This is a genomic window from Rhizobium sp. L43, assembly GCF_002531725.1.
In the GTDB taxonomy this organism is placed as follows: domain Bacteria; phylum Pseudomonadota; class Alphaproteobacteria; order Rhizobiales; family Rhizobiaceae; genus Rhizobium.
Genome location: NZ_NWSQ01000024.1, coordinates 14,640 through 29,970 on the forward strand (window position 1 = coordinate 14,640; position 15,331 = coordinate 29,970).

General features: G+C 57.0%; 11 protein-coding genes and 1 pseudogene. 4 read left to right on the forward strand and 8 right to left on the reverse strand.

Going from position 1 to position 15,331, the window contains the following annotated elements; all coding sequences use genetic code 11:
* Positions 1 to 187: 187 nt before the first annotated feature.
* On the forward strand, positions 188 to 1,549 hold the full coding sequence (locus tag CO667_RS26455) for an NAD(P)-dependent oxidoreductase (protein ID WP_097621245.1): 1,362 nt from the start codon (positions 188 to 190) through the stop codon (positions 1,547 to 1,549).
* A gap of 15 nt (positions 1,550 to 1,564) precedes the next feature.
* On the forward strand, positions 1,565 to 2,878 hold the full coding sequence (preA, locus tag CO667_RS26460) for an NAD-dependent dihydropyrimidine dehydrogenase subunit PreA (protein WP_097621246.1): 1,314 nt from the start codon (positions 1,565 to 1,567) through the stop codon (positions 2,876 to 2,878).
* Between the two features lie 77 nt (positions 2,879 to 2,955).
* Here the strand turns inward: preA and ftrA are convergent, their stop codons facing one another.
* Positions 2,956 to 3,957, reverse strand: coding sequence for a transcriptional regulator FtrA (gene ftrA, locus CO667_RS26465; RefSeq protein WP_097621247.1), 1,002 nt, complete (start codon positions 3,955 to 3,957; stop codon positions 2,956 to 2,958).
* Positions 3,958 to 4,027: 70 nt separating this feature from the next.
* On the opposite strand from ftrA, the pseudogene CO667_RS26470 reads away from it, so the two are divergent.
* Both CO667_RS26470 and CO667_RS26475 read left to right on the forward strand, forming a co-directional pair.
* A pseudogene (locus CO667_RS26470) lies at positions 4,028 to 4,300 on the forward strand (rhodanese-like domain-containing protein); the annotation flags it as partial.
* Between the two features lie 82 nt (positions 4,301 to 4,382).
* Positions 4,383 to 6,179: a recombinase family protein gene (locus CO667_RS26475; protein ID WP_097621248.1), complete on the forward strand. Its 1,797-nt coding sequence runs from the start codon at positions 4,383 to 4,385 to the stop codon at positions 6,177 to 6,179.
* Between the two features lie 4 nt (positions 6,180 to 6,183).
* Here the strand turns inward: CO667_RS26475 and CO667_RS26480 are convergent, their stop codons facing one another.
* The 7 genes from CO667_RS26480 to CO667_RS26510 all read right to left on the reverse strand — a co-directional run bounded on the left by CO667_RS26480 (position 6,184) and on the right by CO667_RS26510 (position 15,331).
* A complete protein-coding gene (locus CO667_RS26480) occupies positions 6,184 to 7,254 on the reverse strand; it encodes a phage tail protein (protein ID WP_097621330.1) in 1,071 nt (356 codons plus the stop codon).
* A 182-nt stretch (positions 7,255 to 7,436) separates the two neighbouring features.
* A complete protein-coding gene (locus CO667_RS26485) occupies positions 7,437 to 9,605 on the reverse strand; it encodes a hypothetical protein (protein WP_097621249.1) in 2,169 nt (722 codons plus the stop codon).
* A complete protein-coding gene (locus tag CO667_RS26490) occupies positions 9,605 to 10,417 on the reverse strand; it encodes a phage tail tip lysozyme (RefSeq protein ID WP_097621250.1) in 813 nt (270 codons plus the stop codon). Before CO667_RS26490 ends, CO667_RS26485 begins: the two co-directional genes overlap by 1 nt.
* 65 nt (positions 10,418 to 10,482) lie before the next feature.
* Positions 10,483 to 12,369 carry a hypothetical protein gene (locus CO667_RS26495; RefSeq protein WP_097621251.1) on the reverse strand — a complete coding sequence of 629 codons (1,887 nt, stop codon included), beginning with the start codon at positions 12,367 to 12,369 and terminating at the stop codon, positions 10,483 to 10,485.
* Positions 12,359 to 13,681, reverse strand: coding sequence for a tail fiber domain-containing protein (locus tag CO667_RS26500; RefSeq protein ID WP_097621252.1), 1,323 nt, complete (start codon positions 13,679 to 13,681; stop codon positions 12,359 to 12,361). The genes CO667_RS26495 and CO667_RS26500 overlap by 11 nt, the downstream gene beginning before the upstream one ends.
* A gap of 2 nt (positions 13,682 to 13,683) precedes the next feature.
* Complete coding sequence (locus tag CO667_RS26505) at positions 13,684 to 14,076, reverse strand: hypothetical protein (protein ID WP_245433298.1); 393 nt, start codon at positions 14,074 to 14,076, stop codon at positions 13,684 to 13,686.
* Complete coding sequence (locus tag CO667_RS26510) at positions 14,066 to 15,331, reverse strand: hypothetical protein (protein WP_097621253.1); 1,266 nt, start codon at positions 15,329 to 15,331, stop codon at positions 14,066 to 14,068. Before CO667_RS26510 ends, CO667_RS26505 begins: the two co-directional genes overlap by 11 nt.

A 15,331-nucleotide genomic window follows, 5' to 3' on the forward strand; every position in this document is an offset into this window, starting at 1 on the left:
GGATCCCCTTGCCCCGCCCCACGCTCAGCCATTCCACTGATCCGGTCCTGTCGAAATTAATGCAGAAAACAGTTGCTTAGCCGAAGGCACGCCAGTGCAGACCGTCAAAATTTTACCGTTTGATAAATTTTTAAACCTGAGTTACCTTTTTCCTCACAGGCCGTTTACCAATAATGAGGGAACTTCAATGGAACGACTGGAAACCGGGATTCATGCCGGCCGGCTGTCGCCTGCCGAGTATGAGGCTAATTTTTCCGATCTTCATCCGCGCCTCGACAATCACGAGGCGCTGGTCGCAGCCGACCGCTGTTATTTCTGTTACGACGCGCCGTGCATGACGGCCTGTCCCACCTCGATCGACATTCCGCTGTTCATCCGGCAGATCTCGACCGGCAATCCGCTCGGTTCGGCCAAGACGATCTTCGATCAAAACATCCTCGGCGGCATGTGCGCCCGCGTCTGTCCCACCGAAGAACTCTGCGAACAGGCCTGTGTGCGCAACACGGCTGAAGAGCGGCCCGTCGAGATCGGCCGCCTACAGCGTTATGCGACCGATGCCGCCATGCAGGCCGGCCGGCAGTTCTACGCCAGGGCCGAACCGAGCGGAAAGACGATCGCCGTTGTCGGCGCGGGCCCGGCAGGTCTTGCCGCCGCCCATCGCCTGGCCGTGAAAGGCCATTCCGTCGTCATCTATGATGCCAGGGAAAAATCCGGCGGCCTCAACGAATATGGCATCGCCACCTATAAGACGGTCGACGATTTCGCCCAGAAGGAAGTCGATTACATCATGTCGATCGGCGGTATCGAAGTTCGCCAAGGCGCTCTTCTCGGCCGCGATTTTTCGCTTTCCGATCTGCAGGCGCAGCATGACGCCGTCTTCCTCGGTATCGGCCTTGCCGGCGTCAACGCGCTGCGCATCGACGGCGAGAACCTTTTAGGCGTCGACGATGCCGTCGATTTCATCGCAGCGCTCCGCCAGGCCGAAGACAAGAGCGACATCGCCATCGGCCGCCGGGTCGTCGTCCTCGGCGGCGGCATGACGGCGATCGACGCCGCCGTACAGGCAAAGCTGCTCGGCGCCGAGGAGGTGACGATCTGTTACCGCCGCGGCAAGGAGCAGATGAACGCCTCCGAATTCGAGCAGGATCTGGCAAGCTCCAAGGGCGTCATCATCCGCCACTGGCTGGCGCCGAAATCGATCCTGTCGCAGGACGGCAAGGTTGCCGCCATCGAGGTGGAATATACGAAGCTGCTCGACGGTCGCCTTATCGGCACCGGCGAAACCGGCGTGATCGCCGCCGACCAGATCTTCAAGGCGATCGGCCAGAGCTTTGACGCGGCGGGCCTCGGTTCGCTGCGCATGGAATCCGGCCGTATCGCCGTCGATGTCGAAGGCCGCACGTCGCTCGACGGCGTCTGGGCCGGTGGCGACTGCGTCTTCGGCGGTGACGATCTTACGGTTTCCGCCGTCGCCCACGGTCGCGATGCGGCTGAATCCATCCATCGCACCCTGTCCGCAGCAGCCGCTCCGGCTGTCGCGGTTGCCTGAAGGGGAGAATGAACAATGGCTGATCTCCGCAATAATTTCGTCGGCATCAAATCCCCGAACCCGTTCTGGCTGGCGTCTGCGCCGCCGACCGACAAGGCCTACAACGTCGAGCGCGCCTTCAAGGCCGGCTGGGGCGGCGTGGTCTGGAAGACACTGGGCGAGGAAGGCCCGCCCGTGGTCAACGTCAATGGCCCGCGCTACGGCGCGATCTGGGGCGCCGACCGCCGCCTGCTCGGTCTGAACAACATCGAACTCATCACCGACCGCGACCTCTACACCAACCTGCGGGAAATGAAGCAGGTGAAGATGAACTGGCCGGACCGGGCGTTGATCGCCTCGATCATGGTGCCTTGTGAGGAACAGGCCTGGAAATCGATCCTGCCTCTCGTCGAAGAGACCGGCGCCGACGGCATCGAGCTCAATTTCGGCTGTCCGCACGGCATGTCGGAGCGCGGCATGGGTTCCGCCGTCGGCCAGGTGCCGGAATATATCGAAATGGTCGTGCGCTGGTGCAAGCAGTACACCCGCATGCCCGTCATCACCAAGCTGACGCCCAACATCACCGACGTCCGCCGTCCTGCGCGCGCCGCCAAGGCCGGCGGCACCGATGCCGTCTCGCTGATCAACACGATCAACTCGATCGTCTCCGTTGATCTCGACAACTTCGCCCCCAACCCGACGGTCGGCGGCAAGGGCAGCCATGGCGGTTATTGCGGCCCGGCGGTGAAACCGATCGCGCTCAACATGGTGGCCGAGATCGCCCGCGATCCCGAAACCTACGGCCTGCCGATCTCCGGCATCGGCGGCATCACCACCTGGCGGGACGCCGCCGAGTTCCTCGTTCTCGGCGCCGGCAACGTCCAGGTCTGCACAGCGGCCATGACCTACGGCTTCAAGATCGTGCAGGAAATGATCACTGGCCTTTCCGACTGGATGGATGAAAAGGGCCACAAAACCCTCGACGACATCACCGGCCGCGCCGTGCCCAACGTCACCGACTGGCAGTATCTCAACCTCAACTATATCGCCAAGGCGAAGATCGACCAGGACGCCTGCATCAAATGCGGCCGCTGCTACATCGCCTGCGAGGACACTTCGCATCAGGCGATCACCAACGTCGTCAACGGCTTGCGCCACTTCGAGGTGATGGACGAGGAATGCGTCGGCTGCAATCTCTGCGTCAGCGTCTGCCCGGTTGAGAACTGCATCACCATGGAGCAGCTTCCCGCCGGCACCCTCGACAAGCGCACCGGCCGCGTGGTCGACCCGAACTACGCCAATTGGACGACGCACCCGAACAACCCGATGGCCCGCCAGGCGGCGGAGTGACGGCTTTGCAACGCCGCGGAAAAGATCGATCCGCGGCGTTGCCATCTTGCCAGCAACGTTCGAAGCGCCAGGCCAGTCTACCCGCCGAATGACTTCCGATAGGCATTGGGGCTCGTCCCCAGTCGCCTGCGGAAATGATGCCGCATCGTCGCCAGCGTGCCGAAACCGCTTGAGATCGCGATGTCGTCGAGCGAGACGGCGAGCTGCTTTTCGAGAAGATCGCGGGCATGCCGCAGCCGCTCCTTTAGCAGCCATTCGCCGACGCTGAGACCCGTCGTCGCTTCGAAGCGCCGCTGGAAGGTGCGCATGCTCATACCCGCTCTTTTGGCAAGCAGGCTGATCGGCTGGTCCTCGGAAAGGCTTTCGCGCATCCATTCGATCAGCGGCCCCAAGCGGATGCCCTCGCGTTCCTCGGGAACCGGCGCGTGAATGAACTGCGCCTGCCCGCCTTCGCGGTGCGGTGGCACGACGAGGCGGCGGGCGACGCTGTTTGCCGCCTCCGAACCGAAATCGCCGCGCACCACATGCAGGCAGAGATCGATGCCGGCAGCACTGCCTGCCGCCGTCAGCAGGCTGCCCTCGTCCATGTAGAGAACGTCGGCATCGAGCGTAATGTCGGGATAACGCGCGGCGATCGAGGCGACATAGCGCCAATGTGTCGTCGCCCTGCGGTTGGCAAGCAGCCCGGATCCGGCAAGAACAGCAACGCCCGAGCAGAGTGACATGATGCGCGCACAGCGCTGATGCGCTGCCCTCAGCGCTGCGGCAAGCGGTGCCGGCACCGGCGCATCGATCGCCCGCCAGCCGGGCACGACGATCAGGTCCGCCTCATCAAGCACTTCCAGGCCCTTGTCGACCGCGACCGTCAGCCCTCCGGCGGCGCGAAGCGGCCCCGGCTCGATGCCGCAGACCGAAAAGCGATACCAATCCTCCCCCATCTCCGGGCGCGGCAGACCGAAGACCTCATAGGCAATGCCGAATTCGAAGGTGCAGAGCCCGTCATAGGCAAGCGCCGCGACCAGCGGCCCTTTCGTCTGCTGTGATGAGGAGTTTGGCATGATCTTTACGCTGTCGGTCATGATGGCCAATTTCGCAAAGCAGTAACATCGGCGATACCAGACAGCAATGACAACATGAAAGGAAAGACTGATGCCAAGCCCTGTCGCAGAAATCCCCGCCGCCGCCGCTGATATCGCCGCCGCCCATTTTGCCGCCAAGCTTGCCTTCGAGACCGATTGCTCCGACGTCCATGCCGCCTTTGCGTCTGAAAAGGTCGACTTCGTTCTTCTCGATGCACGCTCGCCGACGCTCTTTGCCCAGTCCCACATTCCCGGCGCCATCAACCTGCCGCATGGCAAGATGACCGCGCACCGCATGTCGGCCTGGCCCGCCGACGCACTGTTCGTCGTCTATTGCGCCGGCGCGCACTAGCGAATTGTGCGTTCGGCAATGCGCGCTTTTTTAACACCCGCCGACGTAGGTTGGGACAAGCGCGGATGGCACAATGACAAAAGCATATTCCTACATTCGAATATCCAGCAAAAAGCAGGTTGATGGTCTCGGCATCACCCGCCAGATGGAAAAGACCCTCAAATATGTGAGGGACAACAATCTCGAACTCGACACCGATCTACGCGATGTAGGTTCCGGCTATCACGGCGACCACGTACGGTTTGGTGCACTCGGCGGATTTCTCAAACTGGTCCGAGCCGGTAAAATCCCTGACAACTCGACACTGATTGTCGAAAGCCTCGACCGACTTTCCCGCGAAGACGTATTGACCGCGCAAAGTCAGTTCATCGACATCCTGCGCGCTGGTATAACAATCGTCACGCTGCTTGATAATCAGGTCTACCACAAAGACCGCGATTTCACTCAGCTGATTATGTCGCTCTCGATTATGAAGCGGGCGAATGACGAAAGCCAAACCAAGCACGAACGCTCGACCTACAATGTGAAAAAGAACCGCCTGGAAGCACTTGAGGGCAAGCCCCGGCAAGTGCAGACGATTGTGCGATGGATCGATCAGAAGAAGGTTCCGGGCACAGAACGTGATTTCGAATTTACCCTGAACAAGCACGCAGACACGATCAAAGAGATATTCGAACTCCGCGATATCGGTATGGGTGCGAGGTCGATTGCGAAGCATCTGAACGACCGCAATATACCTGTGCTGAAACCCGGCATGTCGAAAACACAGAAATGGAAAGACCCGATTATTCGGCTGATCCTGCAAAACGAGGCAGCAATCGGAACGTACCATGTGTTTGAAACCGTCGACGGCAAACGCGTGCCAATGGGCGAGCCAATCAAGAACTATTTCCCTGCTGCTGTTGATGAAGACCTGTTCTGGCGAGTGCAAGGCAAAAACAAACAGCTGACAACAAGAGGTGCTAAAGGCCGCCACCACACGAACCTGCTCTATCAGTTGTCCCGTTGCAGCGTTTGTGGAAGTCGGATGCGGATCAAGCATTCCGGTGGCATAAAGAAGGCGGGTGATGACCCTCGCTATCGGCTTTACGCTTGTATGGGCTATGAGGTGATGGGCAAAAGCGTTTGCAACACGCAGCGCAAGTCGGTCCCTTATGAACCGCTAGAGAAAGCAGTCCTCGACAAAGCGACCGAGTTTTATCTGGCAAGTGATCTCGCTGGAACGCTGGCGTATCGCGAAAGCGACCTGAAACGAATGATCACGCAGCTATCCGAGCGGATCACCAAAAACGAGAAGAAGCGGGCCAACTTCGTCGCAGCCGTCGGTAGCGCAGAAGATGCAGCGGAACGGCTCGAATATCAGAACCAAGCCTCCGCAATGCGTCAACAGATCGAGGCTGACAAAGCGGAATTGACAGAGCATGAAATCACGCTTCGTCAGATCACGGAGCAGGAAGCCGAGCGCAGCAATGTTGCGGAAATGATCGCAATGGAACGGCTCAGATGGACCACCGGCACAGATGATGAAATCCTGCAAAGCCGGTCACGAGTAAGTCTGGCCCTGCGTAAGTTTATCAGCCGCATTGAAGTCAACTTGGATCAACAGGAAAGCATCGTCTTCGTAGCTGGCGGATTGAAGGGCTATCGCTTCGATAGCGCTGGTGCGCTGACAGGCCGCTTCGATCTGACCTCAAGTTTCAAGGCCATCGACGGCGAAACTCCGTGGACACAAGAGCATCTTACAAATCACATGGATGCACTAGGCTTCTCCGACGTGGAAAAGGCGACCGCCAAGGAAGCAGCCGCCCAAATCCTGTCTCGCGCAGGTATCACCCCGCAAGCAAAGCCAAAACCGCTTCACTTTGAGTGAAGCCTTACACTTTAATGCACGCGAGCAACGCGACGTTACGCGGACGTGCTTCCGAGCCACCATCCGATGAGATTGAGTGACCGTGCGCAGGAACTGTGCCGGTGCCCATAGTGGTCGTAGACTTCGGTTTGCCCTGTGCGTATGGCGTACCACCGGCCTGCGTTTCCAGACTATCTTCAGTACTCGTATAAGCAGTTACCGATAGACCCCAAGGACCGTTGCTCGCAGTAGCGCCACCGTGGCTGTGAGCCAAGTTTTGCGAAGACTGTGCAGAACCCAGAGTTCGACCCGAGTCAACACCACGACCGCTATCAAGACCACGAACGAACTCACCACGCAGATCAGGAACGTTGAACGTATTTGAGCCATCGCCCGCGCCAAATGTTGTGCCGATTGCCGTGAACAAGCGAGAGTAGGTAGTGCGAGAAACAGCCGCACCATTCGCCGCCAAATAGCCAGTCGGAGCAGTTGCCTGCGCGACGTAGATAACAGTGGAAGCAGGAACGATGGTATCCAGGATCGCTTGCAACCCGCTGATTGTTGCAACGTCCTGCGTACCTGTGTGGTTTGCACGAGCCTGATACCAAGAGCCTTCTTGACCATCCAATTTATCCGAGTCCAGGCCAGAGCCTGCACCGTCGTTGGCCGTGGTAAACACTGGCAAACTGTTGATAGTCATACCGGTTGTCGCTGCAACAGTAGTTGCCGCAACACTCGTTGCTGTCACAGAAGTTGCAGACACAGAAGTTGCTGACAAGCCAGCGAACGATTGATTAGCCGAGGTCGTCAACAAGCGGAACTTTGTGCCATCATAAGTGACCGTGATCGGAACGCCTGCAATGAGATCGCCAGCGGTCAATGCGCTGCCATTGTTCTGTGTCAGCGCCTTAGCGGGCATTCCATTGATGCTGAGGGTTGCTGCGCCTGTGTTGGTCGCTGATACAAAGAACGAGAAGAACGCGCCCTTATAGTAATCGTCAGGCGGGACATCGTAAGTCAGCGCATAGGCATTACCTGAATTGGTGCAAAGTCCACGTGCGTTTTCACGGTCGAATGCGCGTTTCTGTGCACCCATGCCAGCGCGGATAACAGCGGGAACCGCGCTAGGAGCCTGGCCCGGTGCGATACCGTTTGGGCTTGGGGAAGTGTTCTGAGAATCGCTCTCATTCCACCTTGGGTCTGTATAATCTACCATTGTTCACCACATTTTCTTATTGTTGTTGGGGTGCTTCCCGGCCTTGTGACCGGGGCATTTTGTTATTCGGAGTAGCCAATCTCCCGTTGGAAATCGTTGATTGCGACGGCCAGTGCAGTATCGCTCGTGCTTGCTGCGAGTTTCGACAGCTGCTCCAAGTAGGCCCTTGTGCCGCCCTTCTGCATCTGCGCTTGAGGCAATCGTGCCAGCAAATTCACAGTTTCGGGGCTCGTGAGCAATTTTGCTTGCCAACGGTTGAGACCGAAACGACCGGCCTTACCCGCTGCAATACCGAGAAGCGCTTTCGGGCCGCCGAGAACCGCACCAAGCAGGCTTTTGCCGTCTGCGAGGTTTAACTCTTCAAGCGCATTTGCTGCTTTGTTCGTACCGCTGTGATTGTCGAGGCGTCGATAGCCCTTCATGTTTTCTGCAATGCGTGCGAGACGGTCCAAGTCCTGACGATACTGCGCACGCGCTGTGCCGCTGAACAACGCGCTCTTCGCCTCGTCACTCATCTTCGCCCAATTGCGGAGCATCGTTGTAGGATTGAATTCGCCGGAAGCATCGATGCCCATGCGTTCGACGGTCGAACCGGTCAGGGTGTTCCACAATTCCGGCCCACCTTCGCTGCGCTCGATCTGACGACGAACCGCATTGATACGCGTACCGCCTTTGTTGACCTGTGCGAGAACCCAATCCGCTGCCTGTTCCGGCGTCTGTGCGCGTAGGATCGGATCGAGCGTGTTTTTTGTACCGAAAGCACTATTCGGATCGTTGGTGCGACGGAAACGATTGTTTGCTTTTTTCCAATCCTGCAAAGCGTTGCCACCGATAGCCTCGGCGGTTTCGCCCATGTCCTTCCCCATAGCTGTATAGAGACCGGATGCATAATCTCTCGTGGCCTGATTCATAGAAGGGTCGTTTGCGATCTTGCCGATATTTGTGCGGGCTTCCTTTAATTGATTAAAGTTGATGCCAGCGCCTAGATCATCGACAACCGCTTTCGCCTGTGTGATCACATCATCAAGGGCTTTGCCGTTATTGAGCGCTGCGGATTTGGTCATGCCAGCGCGTTCGGCCTGTAGACCATCAAGGAACTGACGAGTATTTGCGCCCGTTGCGGGACCATCACCAATCGATCTACCAGCCTCTTCGTACAGGTAATCGTTGCGTGCTTTGGATGCAGTTTTTAATGCTGCGGCTTGATCCTTGAGGGCTTGGCCGAGTTCCTGACGTGTCATCGTCTGTGGTGTAAGCCCGTTAACGATGCGGTTCGCCTCGTTATCCATCGCGCTGAAAGCACCTTCAATGCGATCCTGAATAGGCTTGCCCGCGCGTGTTGCTGCGAGTGCTTGTTCGCGAATAGCCGTGTTAGGATTACCAGCGACCATACCAGCGGAGGGCTCGGCTCCGATTGCTCGGAGGTCAGTAGCACGTTCACCAGCAAGGGCGGCATCATCGGCAGTTCCGACGAGAATGTTACGACCACCTGTACCGAATGTGTTTTTTACAGCGCGAGCGCCACCGCGAATGATTGGAGCGGCAACCACACCGACGCCCTCGCCCGCTGCGTTGATAAGGCCGGTCTTTGTTGCGTCCCATACTTGCTCGCCAGCTGTACGAGTGTCCTCGTTGCCGAACAGGTAGTTCAAACCGCGCTGTGTCGCTTCACGGCCTGCTGTTGCGCCAAGGCCAGCACCAAGCATACCACCGGTTACCGTACCCGCTGCTGTACCTGCGAGTGGAATAATGGAACCACTAGTGCCACCAGCAATGCCGCCGCCAACTGCGCCACCGACTGCACCGACACCCTCACCGATTTCAGGAGCAATACTCGCGAAGTCACCCAATGAAGGTATCCAACCCGGCTGATTATAAATCATCGTCTTGCCGGTCTTCGGATCGCTCATGATGAAGTTGTCATCATCCAACGGCTGCGCATCCGGGTAGGACTTGCGCAGAGCGGTCAAACGGTCTTCCGGCTTATCGAGCGCGCCGACTTGTGCACGCACCAGCGGAGGCGCTTCCATGCTCGGATCGATGTCTTCGGGATTGAGTTTTTTCGCGGCTGGCTCAACGATAGGATCACTCTCCCACGGAGCGGACGCATTGTTGTCCTCTACGATGGGATCGTTTTCCCACGGCATGACTTGGCGATCTGTTTTTGTCGCGCCGGTAACTACGGGATCAACTACGGGTGCCTTCTGAGGCAAACGGCCAATACTAACCATTATGCGCTCCTCCCACTGAACATCGAGAGGTATTGCTCCCACGGCTTGTAAGTCTGCTTAGGTGCGGTCATCTGAGTGAGTTGAACGGGCTGCGACTGCAACAGGCCACCACGCGGGGTGTCATCCTGTGGCTGCGGCTGGTTCATTGCCATTTGCGAAAACTGCAGAAGCCCCGGAAGGCCCTTGTTTCCTGTAAGGCCAGGGATATCAATGCCTAGCAGTCCCTTCGATGCGTCCGCTGTTGCAGCGGGTGCGCTTGCCGTAGCGGACGGCGCTCCTGTGGACGCTGTGACTGCATCCGCTGCAATAGGCGCACTGGTAGGCTGCGCTGCTGCAATTTGCTCGGGCGTCATGCCGAATAGCTGACCAGCGTAACCGAGACGGCCCGAGTAGTTGTGACCACCAGTCGGATTGTCAGCGGACCAACCTTGCGGACGTTCGTATCCGATGAATGCCTGTGTGGCGCTTGGCACGTCCTGCGCAGCCTGTAGGCGTTTCCACGCGGCACTTTCAGAACCACCGCCGTTGCCGCCTGAGCCCTGCAATTCGTGCATCACGAAATCAAGTTGGGTATCCAAGTTGTTGTAGTTGTCGCCGCCGAATCCTCGCAGATTGCGGGCGCGATCACCATTCCACTGGGCAATGCCGATACTGTTTGAGCCGTCACGGCCATCGCCACGATTGATGGCGCCAGTGTTCAGGCTGCTTTCACCGTAGAGATTGCCGACAACGCCAGCGGATTGTGCCGGAGATAGTCGGTACTTGTCTTGCAAATAACGGTATGCGTATTGCGCGTTCTGGTTCAACGCCATTCTCACCTCGTCCCGTTTTCCGGGCTTCTTGTCGCGGCCTCTTTTGGGCCGGTTACTTCACGTACTTATCGCTTTGTGCGTTTCACGCCTTGCGGATCGAGATAGACCGTTCCGCTTGGCAACTTCTGGAAATCATCAACGCCGCTGATCTGCGGAATTGCCGCTGTGTTGGTGCTGCCCGTAGGCTGCTGATCTGGCTGCGACTGACCGGAGCCCTGCGACATGAACTGTTCGTAGTTGTCCTTGTCGAAGGTGTAGGACCAGTTGCGGAAATCGTCAGTCTGACCCGAACCCTTCCAAGCCTCGTACTTCGCTGCGTTGTACTGAGCGATGCCACGGAGGCGATCACCAATGTCCTTGAGTGCAGCGGGGTTGAGGTTGCCGTTAAGCACGCGATCCTGAATGGACGCCAAGTCTCTATCCGACATCGCACCTAGACCACGCAGGCTTTCAATTTCCGTCTTGATCTGATCCTGCATGAGATTGTCGAGTTCCTGACGCTTCGAACCACTGAAGTTGTCGCCGGGAAGAACGTTGTCCAATGTCTTCGCAAAGCCGTTGTAACCGCCAGTTTGGAACCAGCTGTTGCGGTTGATATCGCCTGCGATAGCCTGCATACGATCCACCGTGCCCACGGTCTGCGCTGTGCGGCCCGCTGCCTGTGCGAGCGCTGCTTCCGCTGTGCGCTCGTCCTTCACAACAGGATCGCTCATATTTGCCTTTGTGCGGCCCGGTGTGTCCTGAACCAGACGGTTGATCACAACGGGATCGGTGATGACGTTGTTCAAGCCATCCTTGTAGATGACGTTACCGGTCGCGTTATCGAATGTAGAGGAGTAGCGAGCGTTCGACTTCGGATCGATGTAAGCACCTTCCTTCTGCAAGCGGTTAGCCTGACGCTTTGCATCGGCCTGCTTGTCCAAGTAGGAGCCGAAACCAGTGTCGGATTGCGTTGCATCGTAATTGCGCTGATCGTCTGTGCGGACCTGACTTTCTGTGCCTGCCTGACCCGCTGCCTTCGTCGCGTATTCACTGCGAGAAACGCCCTCAATCGTACCCGGTGCGTTGGTATAGTTCTGCCCATTCCAAACCAGCAATTTCTGCGCAGCCTGATTATCCAGGTAGTTCATCTGATCGAAAAGTTTGCCCGCCATAGCGCTATCGCCCTGCGAAGCATAGAAATTGTAGTCTGCGTCTAGCTGCGCACGTTGACGGTTAATCTGTCCAGCTAGATCATTTGTCGGAGCGGATGGAGCAGCAACAGGCGAACCACTGGCAGCAACCGGACCAGCGGTAGCGCCAGCGTTGCTACCTCCGTCAAAACCTGCGCCACCGCCCATGCGATTTTTAAAATAGTTCTGTCGCGCTGTTTCCTGAGCCTGAGCCTGCTTCAGTTTGTACTCGTCCTGCGCATTCGCCACACCGTAGCGGGCTGTCTGCGCATTCTTATATGCGCGATCCGCTGCGCCGTCTTTCGCACCCTCGTAGAAGCCAACACCATTCGAGATAGCGCCACCGAGATTACCGAGAAAACTTGTCGGCTTATCGGAAGGACCGCCAGCTGCCATCAAACTACCGGACGCACCGAGAAGGCCGCGCAACACTGCCTGCTTCTCGTCCTCGTCTTTAAACTTGAGCAAACCACCGAACGCGCTTGCGCCTTTTGGCTTATCAGCAGCCAACATGCCCGGTGCATCCGGGAATTGACCTGTCAGACCCGGCTGTGTCGGGCCCGTCGGATTAGCGAAACTCGCATACTGCGGAGGAACCGAAGCCGTTTGCGTCGGATCAGGTTGAGCCTGCGGAGGCGGATTGAATGTCTGCGGAACCTGCACATCAGATGGTGGCAACTTCACATCGCCACCCGGTGTAACAGCGGACATTGCACCGCCCATTGCGCCCGGAGGCAAGCCCTTAAGCGCAGCAAGGATTTCTTCAAAATTACTGAACATATGCAGTTTCTCCAATTAGAGCGCGACCGTCGATGCGCTTGAAACCATCGATTTCGCGAACCGCGTGCGGACGTGTAATTTCGACTTCCTGCGCCATCGGACCTTCGTAGACTTGGCCGGATGGATCGTTTTTGTAGGTGAATTCATAGATGCGGGTACCGTTCAGCATGTAGCCGACGAACACGATGTTCTCTTTTGCGCGAATATCGCAGAGCATGCCAAAGATCGATGCGAGCGAACCGATACCGCCCAAAGCAGTCGAAAGACCATTCGAGAAAACCGGCTTCGATGTGGTCTGCGAATTGAAGCCACCAGTCGTTGCGAGACCGATCATCTGCGCGGCGTTGTTGATGTCCTTGTTCTGGTTGAAATCCCACTTGTTGATATCGGCCTGCTTGAGCATGTCCGCATAAGCGTCCTTCTGCGCACCGACACCCGCAACCTGATTTGCATCGTAGTAATCGTTAGCACGCTGATCGCCCGCCATGCCTGCGCCCTGCAACTGCGTCTGAGCCTGACCCTGCTGACCAGCCATAAGACCGGAAGCCGCCTGATTGCGACTGTCCTGCTGACCCTGCAAAATGCCAGCGAGCGAATTATTCGCGCCGATCTGCGTGTTTGCATTCTGATCGTAAAGCGAACCGATACTCTTCGAGGCGTCGATCTGGTTCTGGCGTTCTGTTGCGTAATTCTGGCCGTAAATGTTCTCGGCATTCTTCGCCATCGCGTCAGCGGCGGTCTGTTCGGCCGTGTTGCGAACGCTTGCGTATGCGCCGGAACCGTTGCGACCGCCTTTCGCAAATGCGCTGTCGATGCCCGGTGCAATGTTGTTGTTGAAATCAGATACGACCGAGGCGTTAGCGTTCTTCACCATCTGATCGAGGTAAGGATTGCCGTTGAGGTAATCTCCGTTCGCCGTACCCTGCAACAGTGCCTGACCCGGATTAGCGCTGCCCTTCAAAATATCGGATAGCGACTGAGCATTGCCAGCTGCGCCGTTTGTAAACGTCGTTCCCGCCGCAAGTGTGTTTGCACCCGCTGGATTGAAGGCCGAGCCGGTCGTCACGCCATTTACAGCATTTTGACCGTTCTTGATGATCTGCGAACCGTCAGCTGCCGTGTTGAGAATGCTCTGCTGCGCGTTCTTCGTTTCGTTGGAAAGGTCGATTACGGTCGAGCCCGGATAGTAATTTGGGTTACCGTTTTTTATTGCAGACTGAGCGGAAGCAAGCGCATCTTTGATGTATGGCTGAGCGTAAGCGGGTGCTTCCGTAGTGGTCTTAGTTTCTGTCGTTTTTGGTGTACTTGCCATTCTCAAAATTCCTTAAACATGACGATGGATGAAAATTCGAAGCCATGGGGAGTAAGCACGCGCTCCCATCCACGACGGCCAAAGAGGACAAAGCCCTCGCAGCCATTTGCTTTAGCCCAGGTCGAAATGACCTCTTGCCCCTCGCCTAAAATCTCTGCGAGATCGCCGCCTACGAGATACAAAATGCAGACAGGGCGATTATCCCAATCCATGTTCTGCGTGACCGCTGCGCTGGCATCGCCAGTCCAAAGCGCATAACTGCCGTTAGTAATGCCGTCCAAAACGGCTCGCTCATCAGCATTTGTCGAATGCTTGAGGGCTTCACTCAGCCAACCACGAACACGGGGATATTCCGTTTTGAATTCCTCAAATGTCGTGATCCGTTTAATTGCCATTGTATCCAAATAAGAGTGCGAAATATTCGACGCCGGTCTGACACCAACCTGCACCGGCAGCGGTGATCTTCGCTTGCATCCGATGATGCGTGCGGGATGGCGCGAGGTTCGATGTAAGGGTTGAGGCGTTGCTGTAAGTGGTCGAGTAAAATGAGAACGATGGGTTCGCCCGCATCTGCGTCGTGAAATAGATGTCGTTGTAAATGAACGCGTTCGCAGCGTTGTAGCCGCTAATAAAGACGTTGCTGTAGAACTGATACCAACGCTGACACTCAGCGAGTTCATCGCCCTTGAGGCGGTAAGGGAATGGATCAGCTACATCGCTGGCATCGCCTTGAAGCAGGCTGACGCGCGCAAGATCGAACGTCCCGGATTGCTGCCCGAGATTGACCGTTCTCGCATTGAAGGTCGAACCTGCTTCGAACCAAAAGTTGACGTCGAGCGTATCCGTTCCATCCGTTCCAATCGTCTTAGCGGCTATCGACGGAATGCTGACGACTGCCTGAAACTTCTGCCATGCCGTTGTGAGATTGAATTTCTGAGAACCGATCCCCGTAACCGCCGCACTCGGTGAGCCGCCAGTTCCGAAATTTTGGACAAACTCGATTGCGATGCTGCGGTTAGTGTCGGCCTTCGCCCAGAAAGTCAGAGTAGCCGTCTTACCCGCAAGCGTGCTGACGTACTCAAGCGACTGGCGCTTGAAGACCCGGTTGCTAGCCCCGGCCACACTGGTAACAACGGTGCGCGAGAAGTCCGCTGGGAAACCCGGAACGTCGGTCTGGCCACTGGCGAACGTCTGCCACGAATGGACTTTCGTAGAGCCGATATTGCCATTGTTCCAGCGATCATCGGAACCGAAGCCGTCGAAGTTTTGGCTTGTATTGATCTGCCACCAATAGAAATCGCCATTGGTGATCAGGTTATTCCAAACGTACTGCTTTCGATTGTCGTAGTCCGTCTTGGACAGAGCATCCAATGTTGTACGAGCAGCTGCCGCACTGGTGTCATCGAGTAATGTTTTAGCGAAAGACGAAACGCCGAGTGTGGAAAGTGCTGTCGATGCGTCTGCATCATCGATCAGCGACTTACCAAACGTCGAGAAACCCAAATTGGTCTGCGCCTCGCTGGCATCGTCACTGAGCAAAACAGAAGCCATATACGGGCTCGCAGGCAGAATGGTTCCAGCCGCATCAACTAGTTGATCGGTCAGTACCTTCACATCACGAGGTGTATGGTTTTGTTTGAGTTTCAGCAA